Source organism: Novosphingopyxis sp., from assembly GCF_965218915.1.
GTDB lineage: Bacteria > Pseudomonadota > Alphaproteobacteria > Sphingomonadales > Sphingomonadaceae > Novosphingopyxis.
The window spans coordinates 483,885-504,639 of the sequence record NZ_OZ244708.1; the positions used below are offsets into that span (position 1 = coordinate 483,885).

Sequence of the window (20,755 nt, forward strand, 5' to 3'; positions counted from 1 at the left end):
GCTACTTACCCCAGATCGCCCGCAAGGCATGGGATATGGGGATGGGCGGCTTGCCGGACAATATGCGCAGCTTGTCCGCGGAGGTTGTCTGCCCGGCATAGAAGCGCAGGATCAGATCGGGGCTCAACCGGTAGAAGCGCTCGAAGATTTTGTAGCGCTCGCCCGGCTTGGCGCCGCCGAACAGCATCTTGCCGAGCATACGGTAAAAGGCGGAACCGCGCCAATGATCGCCGGCCAGATTGCGGGTGAAGCGGTGCAGCGCATCGCCCGAAAAATCGTCGAGCTCGGCGATCGCCATGGCGGTGCGCACCGCATCGGGCAGCGAATAGCTGGTCATCGGGTGGAACAAGGCGGCCCGCGCCCCGGCCTTGGCGGTGCGCTCGCCGCCCGCTTTCCAATAGGCCTCCAGATCGCCGCCATGGACCACCGGCAACACGCCCGATTCCTCCCGCAGCGTGCGGGTGATGGCCCAGCCTTGGGCGGCGGCATATTCGCCGATCCGCTGCGCGATCCGCCGCCGGTCGAGATCGGGCTGGTTGCTGTAATAGGTGTCCTCGACGAACATGCGCGTCGGGGTGAACGGCAGGCAGTAAACGAAGCGATAGCCGTCCTTCTGGTCGACCGTTGCGTCCATGATGATCGGATGCTTGAGCCCGTGCGGCTCCTCCAGCTCGAGCAGCTGGCCGACGAATTTCTGCCAGCCGCAATCGAGCGCCTGCGTGTCGGCCGGGCCGCGGCAGTCGATCACGCCGCCCGCACGGATACGGCCATGGCCTTTCAGCGCGACCGCCGTAGGCGTGACCGAGGCGACCTCCACGCCGGTCACGCGCATGCGTTCGAGCAATTGCTCGCGGATCACTTCGTCGAAGCGGTCGCTCTCGATCGAATAATAGATGCCGTCCAGCTGGCGATTATGCGCGGGGAAGCGCACCTCGTGCCCGCTCCAGCCATGGGTGACCAGCGGCGCGGTGAGCCAGCGATGCTCTGGCGCGACGTCGCTGGAAAAATAGCTCCAGATATGGTTGCCGCCAAAGGTCTCGCCGCGCTCGATCAGCAGCAGTTCCAGATCGGGCCGCCGGCGGCGCAGCGCGAGCGCGATCAACCCCCCGGCCAGGCCGCCGCCGATAATGGCGAGATCGCAGGTGCGTTTTTCGAGCATGGGGGGCGGGCGTAGCCGAGTGGACGGGCGATGGGAATCCTGGGGGCGGAGAATTTAGCGGTTTATCCACCGGATTATGGGACGATTTCATCAAAGACCAAGAGCGGGACTGCCATCAACCCTGTGCTTGTTTCGCTACGCTGCGCCCGATTTTGCCGTAAACATTCCGGCGGTATTTGCAAATTGAGCAGCACAACACCCATGACCTGTTCATTGCCGCGCGCTATGGGGGAGCGTGACCGCGCTCATCCTCTCCCTGTTCGCCTCGACGCTGGCGATGACGCTCATCGTGGCGCTGCGCTATGTGGTCGCGAGCGGCGGTTTCGCCTGGCTCACGCAGCGTGTGCGCCCCGGCCTCTACGACCGGCTGAAGCTCCAGATCGGGCGAGAAATGCGCTGGTCGCTGTGGAGCGCGGCGATCTACGGCATCCCCGCCGGCATCGTCATGTGGGGCTGGCAGGAGCGCGGCTGGACCGCGATCTACAGCGATGTAACCGCGTTTCCGCTCTGGTATTCGCCGGTCTCGTTGTTCGTCTATCTGTTCGCGCACGACACATGGTTCTATTGGACCCACCGCTTCATGCACCAGCCGAAATGGTTCAAAATCGCGCACGCCGTCCATCACGACAGCCGCCCGCCGACCGCCTGGGCGGCGATGAGCTTTCACCCGATCGAGGCGCTGACCGGCGCGGTGGTGATCCCCGCGCTCGTCTTCCTGGTGCCGGTCCACGTCGCGGTGCTGGGCACGGTGCTGGCGATCATGACGCTGATGGGCGTCACCAACCATATGGGCTGGGAGATGTTTCCGCGCTGGTGGACCGGGGGCCCGCTCGGCCGCTGGACGATCACCGCCAGTCACCACCAGCGCCATCACGAGCGCTACAATTGCAATTACGGGCTGTATTTCCGCTTCTGGGACCGCGTCTGCGGCACCGATGCGGGGCTGGGCGCCTTCGACGTGCAGGCAGCGTTCGAGAGGAAATCCGCATGATCGAGCGCACCATCATGGGTGCCGCGCTGCTGGCGCTGGCCACCGGCGCCGCGCCCGTGCCAACCGGGTCCGAGCTCGATCTGACCTTCACCAATCTGCGCTCGGCCAAGGGCAGTCTGCTCGTCTGCATCACCGCCGATCCGGCCTATTTCCCCGATTGCACTGAGGATCCCGACAAGCGTTTTCTGACGGTGCCCGCCAGCAAGCCCATACTCATCGTCTCCGGCCTCGCGCAGGCGCGCTATGCCGTCTCGGTCCATCATGACGAGAATGGCAACGACAAGCTCGATACTTTTGCAGGCATCCCCAAGGAAGGCATCGGCTTTTCGCGCAACCCGAAGATCACTTTTGGCCCGCCGGGCTTCGACAAGGTGGCGCTGGCGATCGGTCCCGGCGTAACCACGCAAACCGTGCGGATGCGCTATTTCCTCTGATCGGGCACCGCCGGTTTCGTCGGCGAGGGCAGCCCATGCCCGTTGCCGAAAAGCCGCACCCGCGTGACTATCGTGCATCGCGGCGTGCGCCCGGTCGCAACCTTTGATCACATAGTATATTGTCCGCAAAACCGATATAATGGGGTCTCGACAGCCATGCGTCTGCCACTTTTCGCCGCCGGCCTATGCGCCGCCGCTCTCTCCGTGCCCGCTTTTGCCCAGGACGTCGATACCGCGCCGCTGCCCGAGGTCGAGGACACCGTCTTTGCGGGCGATTTCATCACCATCGGCGCGGGCGTGGGCATCACGCCCAGCTATTCGGGCTCGGACGATTACACCTTCTTCCCCGTGCCCGCTGCCGCCGGCACGCTGGGCGGTATCAATTTCCGCCCCAGCGGCACCGGCCTCGCCTTTGACGTGATCCCGGATGCCGAGGATGCGCAGTTCGGCTTCATTGCCGGCCCCGTGGCGCGCATCCGGCTGGACCGCACCCGGCGGATCGTGGACGACGCGGTGGAGCAGCTCGGCGAGCTGGACACCGCGATCGAGCTGGGCGGCCAGGTCGGCGTGCAATATTCGGGCATCATCACCCCGTTCGATACGCTGTCGGTCACGCTCGACGCGGTGTGGGACGTGGCCGGCGCGTATAACGGGCGCATGATCCGCCCCACCGTCAGCTTCCTCACCCCGGTCAGCCGCGGCACCGCCATCGCGCTTTCGGTCAATGCCGAGCATGTCGACGACGATTTCGCCGATTATTATTATTCGAGCAGCCCGTCGGGCGCGCTAGCGAGCGGCCTGCCGGTGTTTCAGGCGGAGGGCGGCTTCCAAAGCGTGGGCGCCAACGCGCTGTTTACCTATGATCTGAACGGAGACCTGACCGACGGAGGCTTCGCCGTCTTCGTGCTGGCCGGTTACAGCCGCCTGCTCGGCGACGCCAAGCACAGCCCGATCACCAGCATCCGCGGCAGCGCCAACCAGTTCCTCGGCGGTATCGGGCTGGGCTATACATTCTAGGCTTGGTCTTAACCAAGCGTTGCAGCCCTTGAAACCGAAAGGGCAGCTTCGATTGTCAGGCGGATGCACGCTTTCGCCAATCTTACAAATCGAGCCAGCTTGAGCCGCGGCAGCTTCTCAAGACCGCCGAAGCGATCGCCACCGCTATTCATTCTTCCGGCAAGATATGAACTATGTTCGGCCCGACTTGCCGCCAGCCCCGGCCTGCCCATTCGTTCATCAGGGAGGGATCGAGGCCAGTGATGTCGTGTACGATTGCCGTCACGCGGTCGGCCTGCTGCTCGATCGAGACGACATTTGCGCATCCACCCAGCGCAAGCATCATGTGCTCTCCATGATCCTGTGCAGCAGGCGATTTGACGATATCGCGGATCTGACCGGCAAGCAGGTCCGCGGATGGACCGATCACCACCTGTAGCAGTCCCGCCCCCGGCCGAATGATGCCGCGAACGCCGAGGCGCTTGAGGGCCTCCTCGTCGATCGCCATGTCGTCGCCGAGCGTCAAGCGCAGCCGTGTCGTACACGCATCCACGGTGACGAGATTTGCCGGCCCGCCCAGCGCCGCAACATAGCCCCTCGCACGGTCTTCCCCGGTTCCGCCCGCTGCGCCGTGCAATTCATTCGGCATCCCACCGCGCTCGGTGACCTCGCGGCCGGGCGTCTTGAGATCGAAGCGAACGATGCAAAACCGGAAGCTCGCATAATAGATCGCGAAATAGGCGGCGCCGACGGGCAGCAACAGCAGCGGCCGCGTCGCCAAGCCGTAGTTCAGCAGATAATCGAACAGCCCGGCGGAAAACCCGAAGCCGAGCTTCACGTCCAGAAGGTCCATGATCACCATCGACAGTCCTGTCAGGGCCGCGTGAACCGCGTAGAGGACCGGTGCCAGGAACATGAACGTGAATTCGATCGGCTCCGTCACGCCGGTCAGGAAGGAGGTGAGGGCGAGCGAGAGAAACAGCCCGCCGACCGCCGGTCGCCGCTCGGGTGCCGCGGATCGGTACATGGCGAGGCAGGCGGCGGGCAGACCGAACATCATCACCGGGAAGAAACCGGACATGAATGCGCCAGCTGTTGGATCGCCGGCAAAGAAGCGGTTCAGATCCCCCGTAGCCCCCTGATAATCGCCGACTAGGAACCAGGCGATGTTGTTCAATATGTGATGCAGTCCGGTAACGATCAGCAGCCGATTCAGCACCCCGTAGACGAACAGGCCGATTTCGCCCGCATCGACGACCCAGCGGCTGAGCGTGTCGATGGCGGCCTCCAATAACGGAAAGCCAAGCCCGAACAGAAGGGCGCCAAACAGTCCGGCAAAACCGGCCGCAATGGGCACGAAGCGCCGGCCCCCGAAAAATGCCAGATATTCCGGCAGTTTGATGGTGGCATAGCGATTGTAGAGCGCGCCGGCGACGAGACCCGAGGCAATGCCGGCCGGAACGCCGAGCTTGGCCAGTTCCTTGGTCTTCCAGGCCGCGACCAACATATCCGCCATCGGTCCGCTTTGACCCGCCGACACGTCCGCCGGGATAGCGAGCAGGGATTTCGCGCCTTCGACGGTCACCAGATAGGCCACCGCGCCGGCGAGCCCGGCCGCTCCGTGATTTTCCCGCGCCAGCCCGACCGCCACGCCGATCGCGAACAACAGTCCAAGGCTCGAAAAGATCGCCCCCCCGGCATCGGCGACGAACGGGATGCCGAGCAGATCGTCCTGGCCCAGCCGGAGCAGCAAGCCAGCCACCGGCAGCACGGCGATGGGAAGCATCAGCGCGCGGCCGAGCGGTTGCAGCCGGTCCAGCGACAGCCTCATATGGTCTTCTCCAACAGGGCGCGTATCTCTGCCGGCGAACCCAAGGAAAGCGCCCGCTCGGCGAGCGTCCGACATTCGGCCATTTCCAGCGCGCGCACTCGTGCCTTCAGCGCCGGGATCATGGCCGGGATCGCCGACAATTCGGTCACGCCCAGCCCAAGCAGCAGCGGCGCCGCAAGCGGGTCCGACGCCAGGGCGCCGCACACGCCCAACGGACGGTCATGGCGCGCCGCCCCCGTGCCCGCCGCCGCGATCAGGCGAATCACCGCGGGGTGCAGGGCGTCGGCGCGCGCAGCGAGCGCATCGCTGGTACGATCGATACAGAGGGTATATTGGGTCAGGTCGTTGGTTCCGACCGACAGGAAATCGGCATGGACCGCAATCTCTGCGGCCATCAGCGCGGCGGCCGGCGTCTCAATCATGACGCCGAGCGGCACTCTCTCCAGCCCAAGATCGTGCTGACACATATCCAGCATCTCGCGGACCCTGAGCAATTCGGATGGATCGACGACCATCGGCACCATGATCCGGCAGCGCGGGGCGGGCACGCCGGTCAGGATGGCCCGCAACTGCGTTTTCAGCAGTTCCGGGCGCGCCAGGCTGAGGCGCACGCCGCGCAGTCCGAGCGCGGGATTGTCCTCAAAAGCTGCCGGCAGATAGGGCGCCTGCTTGTCCGCTCCGACGTCGAGGGTGCGCACGATCAGCGGACGGTCTTCCAGGGCGTTTGCAATAGCGGCATAGGCCGCACGCTGTTCGGCTTCGTCGGGAGCGGTCTGGCGATCCAGAAACAGAAATTCCGTGCGCAGCAGACCGCAACCTTCGGCGCCCGCCGCCACGGCGCTGCGGGCGTCGGCGGCCGAACCGAGATTGGCGAATATCTCGATTCGTTCGCCGTCCCGCGTGCGACAGAGCGTGTGAGCGCTTTCCAGTGCCGCTGCACGGTCGCTCGAACGGCGTGCCTGTAACGCGCGGGCGTCCGCGATCGCGGCCTTGTCCGGCTTGCAATCGATAATCGCGCGGTCCGCGTCCAGCACGGCCATGTCGCCATTCGCCAGTTCCAGCACCGCGGGTCCGACGGCGACGATCATCGGTACGCCAGCGGCGGCGGCAAGAATGGCGGCGTGAGCGGTTGCCCCGCCCCGGGCGGTCGCGATGCCCGCCACGCCGATTTTCTGCAGTTCGAGAAACCGCGACGGAAGCAGGTCGTCGGCGATAACGATGGACCCGGCAGGCGCCGATGGTGCGCCGGGTTCGATATCACCGGACAGGCGCGCCAGAATCCGCTGTTCGAGATCGCGCAGATCGGCGACCCGCTCGACGAGCCGCGCGTCGCCCGTGGCTTGCAAGCTGCCAGCCCGCGCGCGCGTTGCCTCCCGCCACGCCCAGCCGGCCGACCGTCCTTTTGCAATGGCGGAGCGAGCAAGCGCGAGCAGTTCCGGGTCGTACAGCATGGCGCGATGCGCGGCCATGATCTCCTCCGCCGCCGTCGACGCCGGCCGACCCAGTTCGGCAGACAGATTGGACAGGGCGGCGGTCAGGGCCGCCATCTCCCGATCCGTTCCGCGCCCGTCGCGCTCCACCGCTATCGCTTGGGATACCAGCTTGAAAACCGATCCGATCGCCATACCGGGCGCGGCGCGAACTCCGCGCAATTGATTGGCGGAAAGTGGTTCGTGCGCCAGGGTTGCGGCCGGCACCGGCGCGGCCGGAGTCTCGGTTTCGCCTTCCAGCCCCGTCTCGATCAACGCGGCGAGCGCGGCGAGCGCTGCCGCCGCATCCGCGCCTACCGCCGTCATGTGCAGCCGATCGCCGGCCCGGGTGCCCAGCGCCATCAGTCCGGTTGTGCTGCGCGCGTCGGCCGAGCGGCCATGGGCTTCGATACGGACCTGCGCGCCATATCCTTTCAGGGCAGCGCCGATTCGCGCGGCCGGGCGCGCATGGAGCCCGTGACCCGGCGGCAACTCGACGGCGCGCATGATTTCTTCGCCCTCATGCAGCCGCTCTTGCGTCGCCAAGTCCAGTGGCGTGACGTCCATTATGGGATCGCCCGGCTCGACGAGCCGGTCGCACGCGAGGACCGTGCAGCGATAGCCGGAATTGGCTATGAGCACCGGGGTCCTCAGGCTTTTGACCTTCGCGGCCACGCTCGCCAGATCGACCTCGATCAGCGGCGTGCCCTGATCGACCGATGCGCCTCGCTCGACGAGCGCGCGAAAGCCCTTGCCTTGCAGCGCGACCGTGTCGACGCCGACATGCAGCAACAGCTCCGCACCATTCTCGAGCAGGAGCGTTACGGCATGGCCGGTAGCGGCCACGGTTCCGACGACGCCCGCGCAGGGCGCGCGCAACGTTCCTTCCAGCGGATCGATGGCGATCCCTTCGCCCATCATTCCTTGCGCGAACGCGGGGTCCGGCACGTCTGCCAGCGGCATGGCCCACCCCGCCCATGGCGCCGCCAGACGGATCGCGCTCACGGAGCCACCAGTTGGACGGACTCGATCGCCCACAGGGGATTGGGACCATCGGCGGTATAGGTCAGGCACAGATCATGCGTCCCCGACTGTCCGGAGATGGGTGCCGAGAGTTTGGTCAACGCGGCGTTGCCGGCCGCTGGCCCCAAGGGCAGCACGGCGATGCGAGCACCCTCGCAATCGTCCAGCCGGACTTCGATCTCGCCCGCCACGGTCGCGGGCGGTGCGAAGCGGATCGCGTCGCGGTCGGCGCCGACTTGAAAATTGAACGGCAACTGGCCGACCGTCACCGCGATCGCGTCGACGCCGTCCAGCGGCGCGGCAGGATAAATCCAGCAAGGCTTGAGGATATTCATGCGCAGGGATGGGCGCGGGCCGGTGGCGGGCGCGTCGTCTTCCAGCGCCAGGATGACGCCGTTCGAGCACAGCGTTAGATCGGTATCGGCGCGCCGCCGGGCCTCGGCGGCGTCGAACCCGCGATCCAGCGCGCCGGGCAGCCGACGATCCCCATCGAAGGCCGCGGCGCGCAGCCGCCCCGGCCAGCCGATCCGAAGCGGCGCTTCATATCGCGGTGAACGCGCGGTGGGTTCGCTTCCGTCCAACGTGTAGCGGATGGTGCTTCCCACCTCGTTGGAGAGTGAAACCCTGCTGCCATGCACGGCAAAATCGGCTTCCACGTCCGGGCGCGGCACGAATGCGCTGGGCGCGCCGACGATACCGAGCGCCGCCATGCGATCGATCTGCGGCGCGAGCCGCCGGGCGAAACTGCTGAAATCGCGTGCCTGGGGCGGCGACCACCCGATCTCCGCCACCGCCGCGCCGCGCGGGAACATCATATAGGCCGCGCGCGCATCGCCGCGCACATGCTCGGTCCACAGGTTGCCCTGCACGCCCAGGACGTGCGTTCTCTGCTCTTCCGTCAAGCCGTCCGGCATGGGCTCGAACGCATAGACCTCCGCCAGCCCGATCGGCGGGCCGCGTCCCGGCCCCTCGAATCCCGCGCCGCTCTGCAAATGGTCGAGATACAGCGTCGGCGCCGGAGAGAGCACCGTGTCGAGCCCCGCCTTTGCCGCCGCGACGGCGCCGTCGGTTCCGCGCCAGGACATGATGGTCGTTCCCGGCGCCGCGGCGCCGTCGTCCAGGATTTCGTCCCAGCCGATGATCCGGCGACCATGGCTGGCAAGATACTTCTGTATCCGTCCGATGAACCAGCCCTGCAGTGCATTCTCGTCGGCGATGCCCAATTCGCGCATCTTGGCCTGGATGGCCGGCGAGGCCTTCCATTGCTCCTTCACCGCCTCGTCGCCGCCAATATGGATATATCGGGAGGGGAACAGCTCCATGACCTCCGTCAGCACGTTCTCGAGAAAGACAAAGGTGCTATCCTCGGTATTGAACAGCCACGGGAACACGCCCCAACCGGCCTCGACCCCCGGCGGGATCGGGGCGCCGGTCCCGAGCGCCGGATAGGCGCGGATGGCCGACAGCGCATGGCCGGGCATCTCGATTTCCGGCACGATGGTGATGCCGCGGCGGGCGGCGTAGGCGACGAGATCGCGCACTTCGGCCTGGCTGTAGACCCCGCCCGTCGGCGGCAGCGGCGGCGCGCCCGGCGCCGTGGCCGGTGCGCGAAAACCGCCGACTTGCGTGAGCAGCGGATATTTGCGGATCTCCAGCCGCCAGGCCTGATCGTCGACGAGATGCCAGTGCAATCGGTTCAGCTTATTGGCGGCCATGGCGTCGATCAGCGAGCGGATGAAGGCTGGCGTCTGATAGTGGCGCGCGCTGTCGAGCATCAGCCCGCGCCAGGCGAAGCGCGGCGCGTCCGAAACATGCACTGCGGGCAATGTGCCGACGACGCCGTCCTGCGTTGCCAGTTGCCAGAGCGTGACCGCGCCGTAGAGCAGCCCGGCATCGTCGCTCGCGGCAATCGTGGCACCGTCCGGCGTCACGTCGAGGGCATAGCCTTCGGCAGGAAGACCGGCGCGGCGGACAAAGCGGATCGTTCCCGCGCTCGCCTCGCGAACGACCAGCGCCGGTCCTCCGGTGCGCACGAGCCAATCCGCCAGCAGATCGGCCGCGGCGGAAGCCCCCGGATCGCGGGGCGGCACCGCCACCACCGCGCCGCTCCTCAGCAGCAGCGCGCCGGGTCCCCGTGTCAGCGCAACCGGCAACGGCAAAAGCCGCGGTTCCGACTGAACCGACGAAACCGGCGGCGGCGCAGTGCGGGGCAAGGCCGCGCAAGCCGGAAGGAAAAGCAGCCAGAACGCGGCCATCGACCTTCGCAACACCGCTCCTCCCCTTCCTTGCGTCATCAGAAGCGGACCCGGACCCCCGCGTAGAACTGGCGCCCGTTATCGTAGATCGCGCGCGGCCGGTCGGGCGTGCCGGAGAATTGCACGATCTTGTGGTTTGTCAGATTGATCGCATCCGCCGTCAAGGCAATGTTGGGCGTCAGCTGGTAACTCAGCGAACCATCGAGCGAGTCCGTGGCGGTCTGATTGAGCGGCGCCGCCCGGTCGATCGTGATGAAGAAATCGGACCGATAGGTATAGCTCAGACGCGCCGAAAGGCCGTTCGCTTCATAATAGCCGGTGGCGTTGAACGAATGCTCCGAATTGCCGGGCACCTGACCACCGCCATCGATCGTCGCATCCGAATAAGTGTAGTTCAGGATCGCGCCGAAACCGGCGAACAACCGCCGCGATGCCTGCAGTTCGATGCCCTTGTTCTTGCCGCCCGGACCGTTGTCGCGCTGGTTCACGTCGAAGGTGCAATCATAGAGATTGTCGGCCGCGTTCAGCAACGTGCAACGCGACGTGTTCGGCGTTGCGGTCTGCACGGGAAAATTCTGCTGGAAGATACGGTCGGTGATGTAGGACTCGATGTCCTTGTAATAGAGGGCCGCCGCGAAGATGGTTTCGTTGTCGGGGTAGAACTCCACCGACAGATCGGCCTGGTTCGAGCGATAGGGATCGACGAACGGATTGCCGCCGGCCGCCGTCAGCGATCCCGGGTTCAGACTGATACGCGGCACAATATCGGTATAGTCCGGACGGGCGATGGCCCGCGCCGCACCGAACCGGACGATCAGGTCCGGCGTGATATCGATGGCGATGTTGAAGGACGGCAGCCAGTCGGTATAGGACCGGTCGACGGTGATCGGCAGATAGACCCCGAACGCGTTGTCGTTCACCGTCCCAGGCCCCGGAGGAATGCCGATCTGGTTGCCTTGCGAGCGCTGTTCGGTGCGCACCACCCGCACGCCGAGATTGCCGCGATATCCGGTGCCTTCGAACTTCGCCATGGCGTAGGCGCCATAGCTGAGTTCGCGGATGGAATAGTTTTCGGGCGGATTGATGATGCGCGCGCGCACCGCGGCGGGCAGGCCGTTGTAGATCGACCGCAAGCGCTCCCGGTCGACCTGGAAGAAGTTGGTCAAAGTGCCTGGCGAAGCGATGTTCGAAAGAAAATCGTCCGGCGTGAGATCGCCGGCGAAATCGGCCGAAGTGCACGGTCCTCCGCAGCCATTGGCGAGCAGCGGCAGGAAGAAGCCGCCATAGGTGGTCGCCAGAAACGCCGCGTCGCGGTTGTGATCGACATATTTGCCGCCGACCTTGATCGCCGTCACCGGACCCAGATCGAGTTCCTGCTCGAAATCGCCGTAGACGTAGAATTCCTGGTCGGTGTTGGTGATCTGGTGCAGCGAGCCGAAATCGAAGGCCAGATCGCCCGGATCGGTTGGATCCAGCCCGATGAAACCGACTTGCGGCGTGCGCCCGGTCAGATCGAAGGTGAACCCGCCCGGCGCGCCGCCCTCGTAGAACGGTTGGGACACGGTATCGCCATGCGCTTCGGTATAGCCGGCCTTCAGATGGATCGTGGTCCCGTCTCTCGGGTGGATGAGCGCATCGACATCACCCGAATAGGTCTCGGCGAACGCCGTGCGATCGATCGCGTCGTAGACCGCCGCTCTACCGCCGGGAATGGAATCGATGCGCCCGCTCACCACCGTCCCGTCGCGGACGGTGGGCGAGCTGAGCGTGCCGCCGCCGCCCAGCGCGTTGCTGCCCCAGGCCAGGAAATTCTGGTTGAAATTATTGGCGTTGAACTTGGAGTACAAGCCGGTGACGTTCAGCTCGAACTCGTCGGACGGACGGAATTGAATTCCGATGTTGCCGCCGTAGCGCTCGCGCTCCTGTTCGAACAGGGCCGAACCGATCAGGGAGGGCACCTTCACCGTCTCGCCGTTCACGTCATAATCGAAATAGCCGAGAACCTCCACGCCGTCGCGGCGGATCTTGCGCTTCTGGTAGACGCCGCCGATCAGGATGCCGAAGGTCTCGGAAGAATTCTTCCAGCTAACCAGACCGGATGCCTGCGGATCGAAGCTGTCGCGCTTTTCCGAATAGACCGCCTGTGCCGATGCCGAAATGGTCCATGCGTCCAGATCGAGGGGGTCGCGTGTATTGACATTGATCGTCGCACCGATTCCACCCTCTTCCACGTCGGCTTGCGGGCTCTTGTAGACCTCGAGCTGGCCGACGATCTCCGACGGCAGCGTAAGATAATTGAACGAGCGCGTGGCGGCGAGCTGTTCGAGCACGAACCAGTCGGCGGTCGCGATCCCGTGGCCGTTGACCAGCGTCTTGGTAAGATTCGGCGCAGTACCACGCAGGCTGACCCGTTCGCCTTCGCCGAACTCGCGGTTGATGACGACGCCGGGAACGCGTTGCAGCGCCTCGGCGACGTTCTTGTCGGGAAACTTGCCGATATCTTCCGCGGTCAGAACATCCGCGATGACGCCCAGATTGCGCTTTGCGTCGATCGATGCCCGCTGCGATGCCCGGATGCCGGTGACGATGATGTCCTGCGATTCGGTATAGGAGGTATCCTCTTGGGGAGAAGCGGCCGGTTCGCCGCTGTTGATCGGGACATCCTCGTCATTCTGCGCCTGAGCGGCGGACGCCACGATACCGATTGCGAAGATGCTCGCGGTCCAGCCTAATTGCCTGCAAATGCTCATCGTCCACCCCTTTTCCCCTCGGCACTTATCAATGCCTCTATGGCACCAATCAAATACCAATTATGGAAAACATCCGCCAACTTATACGGATCGTCAAGGGGAAATTTCAAATTCGTGAAGCAATGAGGAAAATTTCTGCTGGATATTGGTTCCTAAGTGGTCTTAGGATGAATCTACTGCGTGACAATCGGGGGGATGTGTATGCCGCAGGGCGAAATCAAGATATCGGCAACCGAGGCCCCGGCCTCCAAAAGCCGCCGTGTGCTGTACCGCCATGTGCAGGATCGGCTCCGCAGCGCGATCGACAGCGGTGCCTATCGTCCCGAGGACGCGATTCCGCCGGAACGTGAACTGGCGGCGGAACTCGGCGTCTCGCGCATTACGCTGCGCAAGGCGGTGGAAGGACTTGTCAACGAGGGGCTGCTGCTGCGGCGACAGGGCGCCGGTACCTTCGTTACGGGACGCGTCGAGAAACAATTCGCCAAGCTGACCTCCTTTTCCGAGGACATGGCGGCGCGTGGCCGCTCGGTGCGCAGCGAGTGGCTTCGTCGCTCGGAGGGCGTGGTGACATCGGACGAATCGCTCGCGCTGGGTCTCAGCCCCGGCGCGCAGGTCTACCGGTTCCACCGCATCCGCTATGCCGACGATCTCGGCATGGCGCTCGAATATACCACCATTCCTTTGTTCGGCCTGCCGGACATCGCGGCGGTCAAAACCTCGCTTTACGCGGCGCTCGATGCGGCCGGTCATCGTCCCGTGCGCGCCCTGCAGCGGCTGCGAGCGGCGCTGTTCGACCAGTCAAAGGCCAAATTGATAGGGGTCGAGGCAGGTGCCGCGGGACTGTTCATCGACCGGCGGGGATTTCTGAAGGACGGACGACCCATCGAAATGACGCAGAGCTGGTATCGCGGCGACGCCTATGACTTTGTGGCTGAGCTGAGCGATCCGGAATGACCCAGTCCCAAACCGATATGGCGCGCGAGGCGGCGCAAGCGGCGGACGCGGTCCGGCGCCAGCAAGCGGGCGACGGGAATCAGATGGAAGCGATCGCGCGGAGCTTGCGCGATCGGCCCCCGCCCGTGGTCCTGACCTGCGCCCGCGGCAGTTCCGATCACGCCGCGACCTATGCCAAATATCTCATTGAGACGCTGATCGGCATTCCGGTGTCGTCGGCCGCGCCATCCACCGCTTCGATCTACGGCCGCATTCCGCAAGCGCAGGGCGCGCTGTGCATCGCGATCTCGCAGTCCGGCGCCAGCCCCGATCTGCTGGCCTCGGCGCGCGCGGCAAAGTCGGGCGGCGCGCGGACGCTGGCATTGGTGAACGCCGCCGCGTCGCCGCTCGCCGATCTTGCCGACCATGTTGTTCCGCTCGAGGCCGGCCCGGAACGCAGCGTTGCCGCCACGAAAAGCTATATCGCTTCGCTGGCGCGGATCGCCGAGCTGGTGGCCGCCTGGTCGAACGACGCCTCGTTGAACGAGGCTTTGGCCGAGCTGCCGGATCAGTTGCAGGCCGCGACCGAGCTTGACTGGTCCGCTCTCGTCGATGAACTGAGCGATGCGCGCGGCCTGTACGTCATCGGCCGCGGGGTTGGCTTGGGGGCTGCACAAGAGGCGGCCCTGAAGCTCAAGGAAACATGCGGTCTGCATGCCGAGGCGTTCAGTTCTGCAGAGGTGCTGCACGGCCCGATGGCGATCATCACGGAGGCCTTCCCACTGCTTGTGTTCCGTCAGGAGGATGCCACCGCCAAGGGTATCGACGATGTGATCACAACGATGCTGGATCGTGGCGCGCGGATACGGGTCGCGGGCAAATGCCCGGGCCAGGCGATTTCGCTTCCGACGATTACCACCCATCCCGCGTTGCAGCCCATCGTGCAGATCCAGTCCTTCTATGGCGCGGTCAATGCGCTGTCCTTGCGACGGGGTTTCGATCCCGACCGCCCGCCCCATCTTAAAAAGGTGACGCAGACGACATGACGCACGCGCTCACAGGCGGCCGAATCCTGCTGGAGTCCGGCATGGTACAAGGCCATGCGCTGCTGATCGACAATGGCCAGATCGCCGCGATCGTTGGCGCACGGGACGTGCCCGTCGGCACGCCTTGCACCGACCTTGGCGAAGCCACTCTGCTGCCCGGCTTCATCGATTGTCAGGTGAATGGCGGCGGCGGCGTTCTGTTCAACGAGAACCCGACGGTCGAGGCGATTGCTGCAATCGGCGCGGCCCACCGAAATTACGGCACCACCGGATTTCTTCCGACGCTCCTGACCGATTCGTTCGATGTCGTGCGCGCGGGAATGGCCGCCGTCGGGGAAGCGATCGCGCAGGGCGTGCCCGGCGTACTGGGGATCCACATCGAAGGGCCGTTCCTGAGCGCCGACCGCGGCGGAATTCACGATCCGGACAAGATGCGGCCGCTGGACGAGGATGGATTCGCTCTGGTTACCGGCATGAAACGCGGCGTGACCCTGCTCACCCTCGCTCCGGAGCGTACCAGTCCGGCCATGATCCGCCGGCTCACCGCGGCCGGGATCATCGTGGCCGCCGGCCATACCAACGGGACCTATGCGCAAATTCGCAGCGGACTCGATGCAGGCGTGCGCGGCTTCACCCATCTGTTCAATGCCATGTCCCCACTAACCTCCCGCGCGCCGGGCGCGGTCGGCGCCGCGCTGGAGGACGACGAAAGCTGGTGCGGGCTGATCGTCGACGGCCACCATGTCGACCCGGTCACGATGCGCCTCGCCCTACGTCTCAAACGACGCGAACGGATCATGCTGGTGACCGATGCGATGCCGAGCGTCGGTGCGGCGGATAAGGATTTTTCGCTACAGGGCCGGCCCGTCACGGTGCGCGGCGGAGTCTGCCGCGATGAATTCGGAACGCTTGCGGGATCGGACCTCGACATGGCCAGCGCTGTCCGCAACGCGGTCCGATTGCTCGAGCTACCATTGGAGGCGGCCAGCATGATGGCGAGCGCAAGTCCGGCCGAGTTCCTCGGAATCGCCCCGCTTCATGGCCGTATCGCGGTGGGCGCGCGTGCAGATCTTGTTGCAATGGCAGAGAATATGACTGTCCAGGCGAGTTGGATCGGTGGCGAAGGTTCCGGCGCCGTGCCTGCTGCCCCGGCCGTGAGTTCGACATAGCAATGGACAGTGGGGTCTCAGATTTGAATTTGGAGCTTCAATCGCTCTTCCACACGGGCGGGAGAAGGATATGGAAGCTGGCGACCAGCGCCGGGCTGGGCGGATGCGGATGGGCGGTGCCGCTTAGGTGGCTCCAAATCGGCAGGCATCTCCTTGAATTATGAAACATTTTTGTAAGCGCTTTCAGCGATGCCCCCGACCTACCGATTTGCCTATGGTAGACAGCTTTCCGATGCGCGGGACGGAAGCCGGTGCCGTGGTTTCCCTACCGATTTGCCTATGGTAGGACTTTTTGAGTTCTGAAGCCTCGGCATCGAAGGCCGTGGTTTCCCTACCGATTTGCCTATGGTAGGACGCGATCGAAGAAGGCTAAAGACACCGCCGTGGTTTCCCTACCGATTTGCCTATGGTAGGACACCAGCGCCTTGCCTAGCGCCTCGTGGATAGCCGTGGTTTCCCTACCGATTTACCTATGGTAGGACGCGCCGGACGAGGACCGCCTGCGCGAAGGGCCGTGGTTTCCCTACCGATTTGCCTATGGTAGGACCGGGAACGGAAGAAGCCCGCGCCTACCTCGGCCGTGGTTTCCCTACCGATTTGCCTATGGTAGGACCGCGAACACACGGTGTGGCGGGCGATCGCGGCCGTGGTTTCCCTACCGATTTGCCTATGGTAGGACCAACGCGCCGCGCCCAGCCTTTGCCAAACGGCCGTGGTTTCCCTACCGATTTGCCTATGGTAGGACGCCGAGCAATTCTGCCGCAAGGCACTCTCGGCCGTGGTTTCCCTACCGATTTGCCTATGGTAGGACGGAAGGTCGCGGAAGGCAGCACCAGCACCGGCCGTGGTTTCCCTACCGATTTGCCTATGGTAGGACGCAAGGCTGACTACCCTGAACCGTTCTGGCGCCGTGGTTTCCCTACCGATTTGCCTATGGTAGGACCCTCAGGGCCGGCGTTCCTCTGGAAGTAACGCCGTGGTTTCCCTACCGATTTGCCTATGGTAGGACCCACCCGATCAATCCGCCCAGGCACAAGGGGCCGTGGTTTCCCTACCGATTTGCCTATGGTAGGACAAGCGCTCGCCGCATTCAGGCCCGAACCGGGCCGTGGTTTCCCTACCGATTTGCCTATGGTAGGACTCGCGCTGCTTGCGGGTGACGGCCAGTTCGGCCGTGGTTTCCCTACCGATTTGCCTATGGTAGGACCCGGACGCGGCATTGAACAAGTCAACTTGCGCCGTGGTTTCCCTACCGATTTGCCTATGGTAGGACCTTGTTGCCGGGCATCCTTCAGCAGCCGGTGCCGTGGTTTCCCTACCGATTTGCCTATGGTAGGACCTGACGAGCCGCGGTATATTCGTGATGCAGGCCGTGGTTTCCCTACCGATTTGCCTATGGTAGGACCCAAGAGCTCCTCGCCCTCGGGCGATAGCAGCCGTGGTTTCCCTACCGATTTGCCTATGGTAGGACTGGAAATCACGCTGGGCGATTATGCCACCGGCCGTGGTTTCCCTACCGATTTGCCTATGGTAGGACGGCAATCACAAGCTGCATGACGAGGCCCAGGCCGTGGTTTCCCTACCGATTTGCCTATGGTAGGACAGCACCGCGCGGAACTGGCACTTGGGCATTGCCGTGGTTTCCCTACCGATTTGCCTATGGTAGGACTCAGCAATATCGCGGGCGGGCTGAATGCCGGCCGTGGTTTCCCTACCGATTTGCCTATGGTAGGACTTTGCCGATCGCCTTGAGGCCAGAGATCGAGCCGTGGTTTCCCTACCGATTTGCCTATGGTAGGACTTATCCGATTGCCCGATCAGGGCCGGTTATGCCGTGGTTTCCCTACCGATTTGCCTATGGTAGGACTCCGATGTGCGGCGCGCCTTGGGCCAGATGGCCGTGGTTTCCCTACCGATTTGCCTATGGTAGGACATAGCCATCTTTTGGGCTTCGGCAGAAATAGCCGTGGTTTCCCTACCGATTTGCCTATGGTAGGACGTTGTCCGCCGACTTGGCGACGTGGAACGAGCCGTGGTTTCCCTACCGATTTGCCTATGGTAGGACTGGATTTGTGCGCGAGGCTTGGCCGGTCCTGCCGTGGTTTCCCTACCGATTTGCCTATGGTAGGACAAGGGCTATGGGCCAAAGCAGATCACCGGCGCCGTGGTTTCCCTACCGATTTGCCTATGGTAGGACTCAGTGGAGCTAATGAGCTTGACCGATTGCGCCGTGGTTTCCCTACCGATTTGCCTATGGTAGGACCCGGCCGGCAACGGCTCCACGCCGACGCCTGCCGTGGTTTCCCTACCGATTTGCCTATGGTAGGACCAAGATTGCCACAAGCTAAACGGGTCAGCAGCCGTGGTTTCCCTACCGATTTGCCTATGGTAGGACCCCCTCAATCATATCGAGCCGAACACCTTCGCCGTGGTTTCCCTACCGATTTGCCTATGGTAGGACGCGATTGCGATGGTTCGCGCGGAACGTAAAGCCGTGGTTTCCCTACCGATTTGCCTATGGTAGGACCATTGCTAGCGTTGGGAATTTGTTGAAAGAGCCGTGGTTTCCCTACCGATTTGCCTATGGTAGGACGAGGAGGGCGTGGCCCTCCCGGCGTGACTGGCCGTGGTTTCCCTACCGATTTGCCTATGGTAGGACCTGCGCAGCCGTGGACTCTCCGCGGACATGGCCGTGGTTTCCCTACCGATTTGCCTATGGTAGGACCGCGCGCGTCCGACGCTGTCGGTGACGCTCGCCGTGGTTTCCCTACCGATTTGCCTATGGTAGGACAGGATCGCAGCGCTTACCCGGTGGGCTTTGGCCGTGGTTTCCCTACCGATTTGCCTATGGTAGGACGCGATTGCGATGGTTCGCGCGGAACGTAAAGCCGTGGTTTCCCTACCGATTTGCCTATGGTAGGACTCACGGTAGCTATCGATCCGCTCAACCCAGGCCGTGGTTTCCCTACCGATTTGCCTATGGTAGGACCGTAGCCAGCGGGATTGAGCGTTCGCGTCCGCCGTGGTTTCCCTACCGATTTGCCTATGGTAGGACTAGTATTCGGCCCACCAGCCCATAAGCTTTGCCGTGGTTTCCCTACCGATTTGCCTATGGTAGGACCAAACGACCCGTATTATGAGCACTACAACAGCCGTGGTTTCCCTACCGATTTGCCTATGGTAGGACTCCGCAAAGATGGAGCCCGTCATCGCACATGCCGTGGTTTCCCTACCGATTTGCCTATGGTAGGACTTTTCTGATCTTTGATACTTGAGAAGTCGTGCCGTGGTTTCCCTACCGATTTGCCTATGGTAGGACTGACGATTTGAGTGGCTACACGCGCGTTCAGCCGTGGTTTCCCTACCGATTTGCCTATGGTAGGACAGCCGTCCCGTAAATAGCGCCGACCGTGCTGCCGTGGTTTCCCTACCGATTTGCCTATGGTAGGACCGAACCGGTCGATCCTGCCGGTGAACACCTGCCGTGGTTTCCCTACCGATTTGCCTATGGTAGGACCGCCGTCACCAAGAGCGCACGAGGCGTGCTGCCGTGGTTTCCCTACCGATTTGCCTATGGTAGGACGGGATAAATACCGATCCGCCGGCGGGGCTTGCCGTGGTTTCCCTACCGATTTGCCTATGGTAGGACCAAAAGGAAATGGGGCCGATCGGGGCGAACGCCGTGGTTTCCCTACCGATTTGCCTATGGTAGGACAGGGAGGGCGTGGCCCTCCCGGCGTGGCGGGCCGTGGTTTCCCTACCGATTTGCCTATGGTAGGACATCCACGGTGATAACCGCTTCGGGAACCAGGCCGTGGTTTCCCTACCGATTTGCCTATGGTAGGACAGGGCAATGTCGGGAACCTGGCGCGGCGCGGCCGTGGTTTCCCTACCGATTTGCCTATGGTAGGACCATTGGCTTGCGGCCAAGCCGGTGCTTGAGGCCGTGGTTTCCCTACCGATTTGCCTATGGTAGGACGCATTCTAGCTTGGCTTTAATGAATATGTGGCCGTGGTTTCCCTACCGATTTGCCTATGGTAGGACAGCGGCTTTAACGTCGCTCGCGTCAACTTTGCCGTGGTTTCCCTACCGATTTGCCTATGGTAGGACGAGGTCGACGGGCTTTACCGTGGCGTGTGTGCCGTGGTTTCCCTACCGATTTGCCTATGGTAGGACCGTGAACCTATCGTCACGCCAGACTCGGTGGCCGTGGTTTCCCTACCGATTTGCCTATGGTAGGACGGAGAGCCTTGGCGAAGGCAGGGGCGACGAGCCGTGGTTTCCCTACCGATTTGCCTATGGTAGGACTGCTATGGCGTAAGGAATTGGAACTGTTGTGATTTTCGCTGACTAATCGCCGCCGAAATCACAACAGCACCATCTGAGACGTGCCGACCGACTCGGTTTTTCGTGCGTTTCCGAGCATCAATTCCATCCTGCCATACTGCTTGTCCGTTACCTGGAGCGTTCTGACGCTTCCCTCCTTGGGCAAACTCGAACGCACTCTGCGGATATGTTTGTCCACAGCATCTTGCCCCCTACAGACACGTGCGTAAACCGAAAGTTGCAGCATCATAAAGCCGTCCTTTTTGAGGAATTCGCGGAAGCGATTTGCTCTGCGCCGCTGGGGCTTCGTCATTGTCGGCAAGTCGAAGAACACCATTAGCCACATGAAGCGGACCTCCTCTGCTTCCATGG

The 20,755-nt window shown here is 63.5% G+C and carries 12 protein-coding genes and 1 CRISPR repeat array; of the genes, 6 read left to right on the forward strand and 6 right to left on the reverse strand.

Annotated elements, in window-relative coordinates:
* Position 1: 1 nt before the first annotated feature.
* On the reverse strand, positions 2-1,159 hold the full coding sequence (gene crtY, locus ACOQPC_RS02405; protein WP_420607078.1) for a lycopene beta-cyclase CrtY: 1,158 nt from the start codon (positions 1,157-1,159) through the stop codon (positions 2-4).
* A 277-nt stretch (positions 1,160-1,436) separates the two neighbouring features.
* On the opposite strand from crtY, the gene ACOQPC_RS02410 reads away from it, so the two are divergent.
* The 3 genes from ACOQPC_RS02410 to ACOQPC_RS02420 all read left to right on the forward strand — a co-directional run bounded on the left by ACOQPC_RS02410 (position 1,437) and on the right by ACOQPC_RS02420 (position 3,601).
* Positions 1,437-2,150 carry a sterol desaturase family protein gene (locus ACOQPC_RS02410; protein ID WP_420608046.1) on the forward strand — a complete coding sequence of 238 codons (714 nt, stop codon included), beginning with the start codon at positions 1,437-1,439 and terminating at the stop codon, positions 2,148-2,150.
* Positions 2,147-2,584, forward strand: coding sequence for a DUF2141 domain-containing protein (locus ACOQPC_RS02415; RefSeq protein WP_420607079.1), 438 nt, complete (start codon positions 2,147-2,149; stop codon positions 2,582-2,584). Before ACOQPC_RS02410 ends, ACOQPC_RS02415 begins: the two co-directional genes overlap by 4 nt.
* Positions 2,585-2,740: 156 nt before the next feature.
* A complete protein-coding gene (locus tag ACOQPC_RS02420) occupies positions 2,741-3,601 on the forward strand; it encodes a MipA/OmpV family protein (RefSeq protein ID WP_420607080.1) in 861 nt (286 codons plus the stop codon).
* A 148-nt stretch (positions 3,602-3,749) separates the two neighbouring features.
* On the opposite strand, the gene nagE is transcribed toward ACOQPC_RS02420, so the two are convergent.
* From nagE to ACOQPC_RS02440, 4 genes are all read right to left on the reverse strand, one after another.
* Positions 3,750-5,411 (reverse strand): N-acetylglucosamine-specific PTS transporter subunit IIBC, encoded by a 1,662-nt coding sequence (gene nagE, locus ACOQPC_RS02425; RefSeq protein WP_420607081.1) that lies wholly within the window; start codon positions 5,409-5,411, stop codon positions 3,750-3,752.
* On the reverse strand, positions 5,408-7,885 hold the full coding sequence (ptsP, locus tag ACOQPC_RS02430; RefSeq protein ID WP_420607082.1) for a phosphoenolpyruvate--protein phosphotransferase: 2,478 nt from the start codon (positions 7,883-7,885) through the stop codon (positions 5,408-5,410). The genes nagE and ptsP overlap by 4 nt, the downstream gene beginning before the upstream one ends.
* A complete protein-coding gene (locus ACOQPC_RS02435; protein ID WP_420607083.1) occupies positions 7,882-10,062 on the reverse strand; it encodes a family 20 glycosylhydrolase in 2,181 nt (726 codons plus the stop codon). Before ACOQPC_RS02435 ends, ptsP begins: the two co-directional genes overlap by 4 nt.
* A gap of 134 nt (positions 10,063-10,196) precedes the next feature.
* On the reverse strand, positions 10,197-12,908 hold the full coding sequence (locus ACOQPC_RS02440; protein ID WP_420607084.1) for a TonB-dependent receptor: 2,712 nt from the start codon (positions 12,906-12,908) through the stop codon (positions 10,197-10,199).
* 201 nt (positions 12,909-13,109) lie between these two features.
* Here ACOQPC_RS02440 and ACOQPC_RS02445 point away from each other — a divergent pair, with 201 nt between their 5' ends.
* From ACOQPC_RS02445 to nagA, 3 genes are read left to right on the forward strand one after another with little or no spacing between them, the layout of a single operon-like run.
* The gene (locus tag ACOQPC_RS02445) at positions 13,110-13,862 is read left to right on the forward strand and encodes a GntR family transcriptional regulator (protein WP_420607085.1); all 753 of its coding nucleotides are present in this window, start codon (positions 13,110-13,112) and stop codon (positions 13,860-13,862) included.
* Positions 13,859-14,887, forward strand: a complete 1,029-nt coding sequence (locus ACOQPC_RS02450; protein WP_420607086.1) for an SIS domain-containing protein — start codon at positions 13,859-13,861, stop codon at positions 14,885-14,887. The genes ACOQPC_RS02445 and ACOQPC_RS02450 overlap by 4 nt, the downstream gene beginning before the upstream one ends.
* Positions 14,884-16,056 carry an N-acetylglucosamine-6-phosphate deacetylase gene (gene nagA / locus ACOQPC_RS02455; RefSeq protein WP_420607087.1) on the forward strand — a complete coding sequence of 391 codons (1,173 nt, stop codon included), beginning with the start codon at positions 14,884-14,886 and terminating at the stop codon, positions 16,054-16,056. The genes ACOQPC_RS02450 and nagA overlap by 4 nt, the downstream gene beginning before the upstream one ends.
* A 253-nt stretch (positions 16,057-16,309) precedes the next feature.
* A CRISPR array of direct repeats spans positions 16,310-20,365; the repeat unit is 36 nt; unit sequence GCCGTGGTTTCCCTACCGATTTGCCTATGGTAGGAC.
* Between the two features lie 58 nt (positions 20,366-20,423).
* Here nagA and cas2 read toward each other — a convergent pair.
* Entirely contained in the window at positions 20,424-20,753 is a 330-nt protein-coding gene (cas2, locus tag ACOQPC_RS02460; RefSeq protein WP_420607088.1) for a CRISPR-associated endonuclease Cas2, read from the reverse strand.
* Positions 20,754-20,755 lie beyond the last annotated feature (2 nt).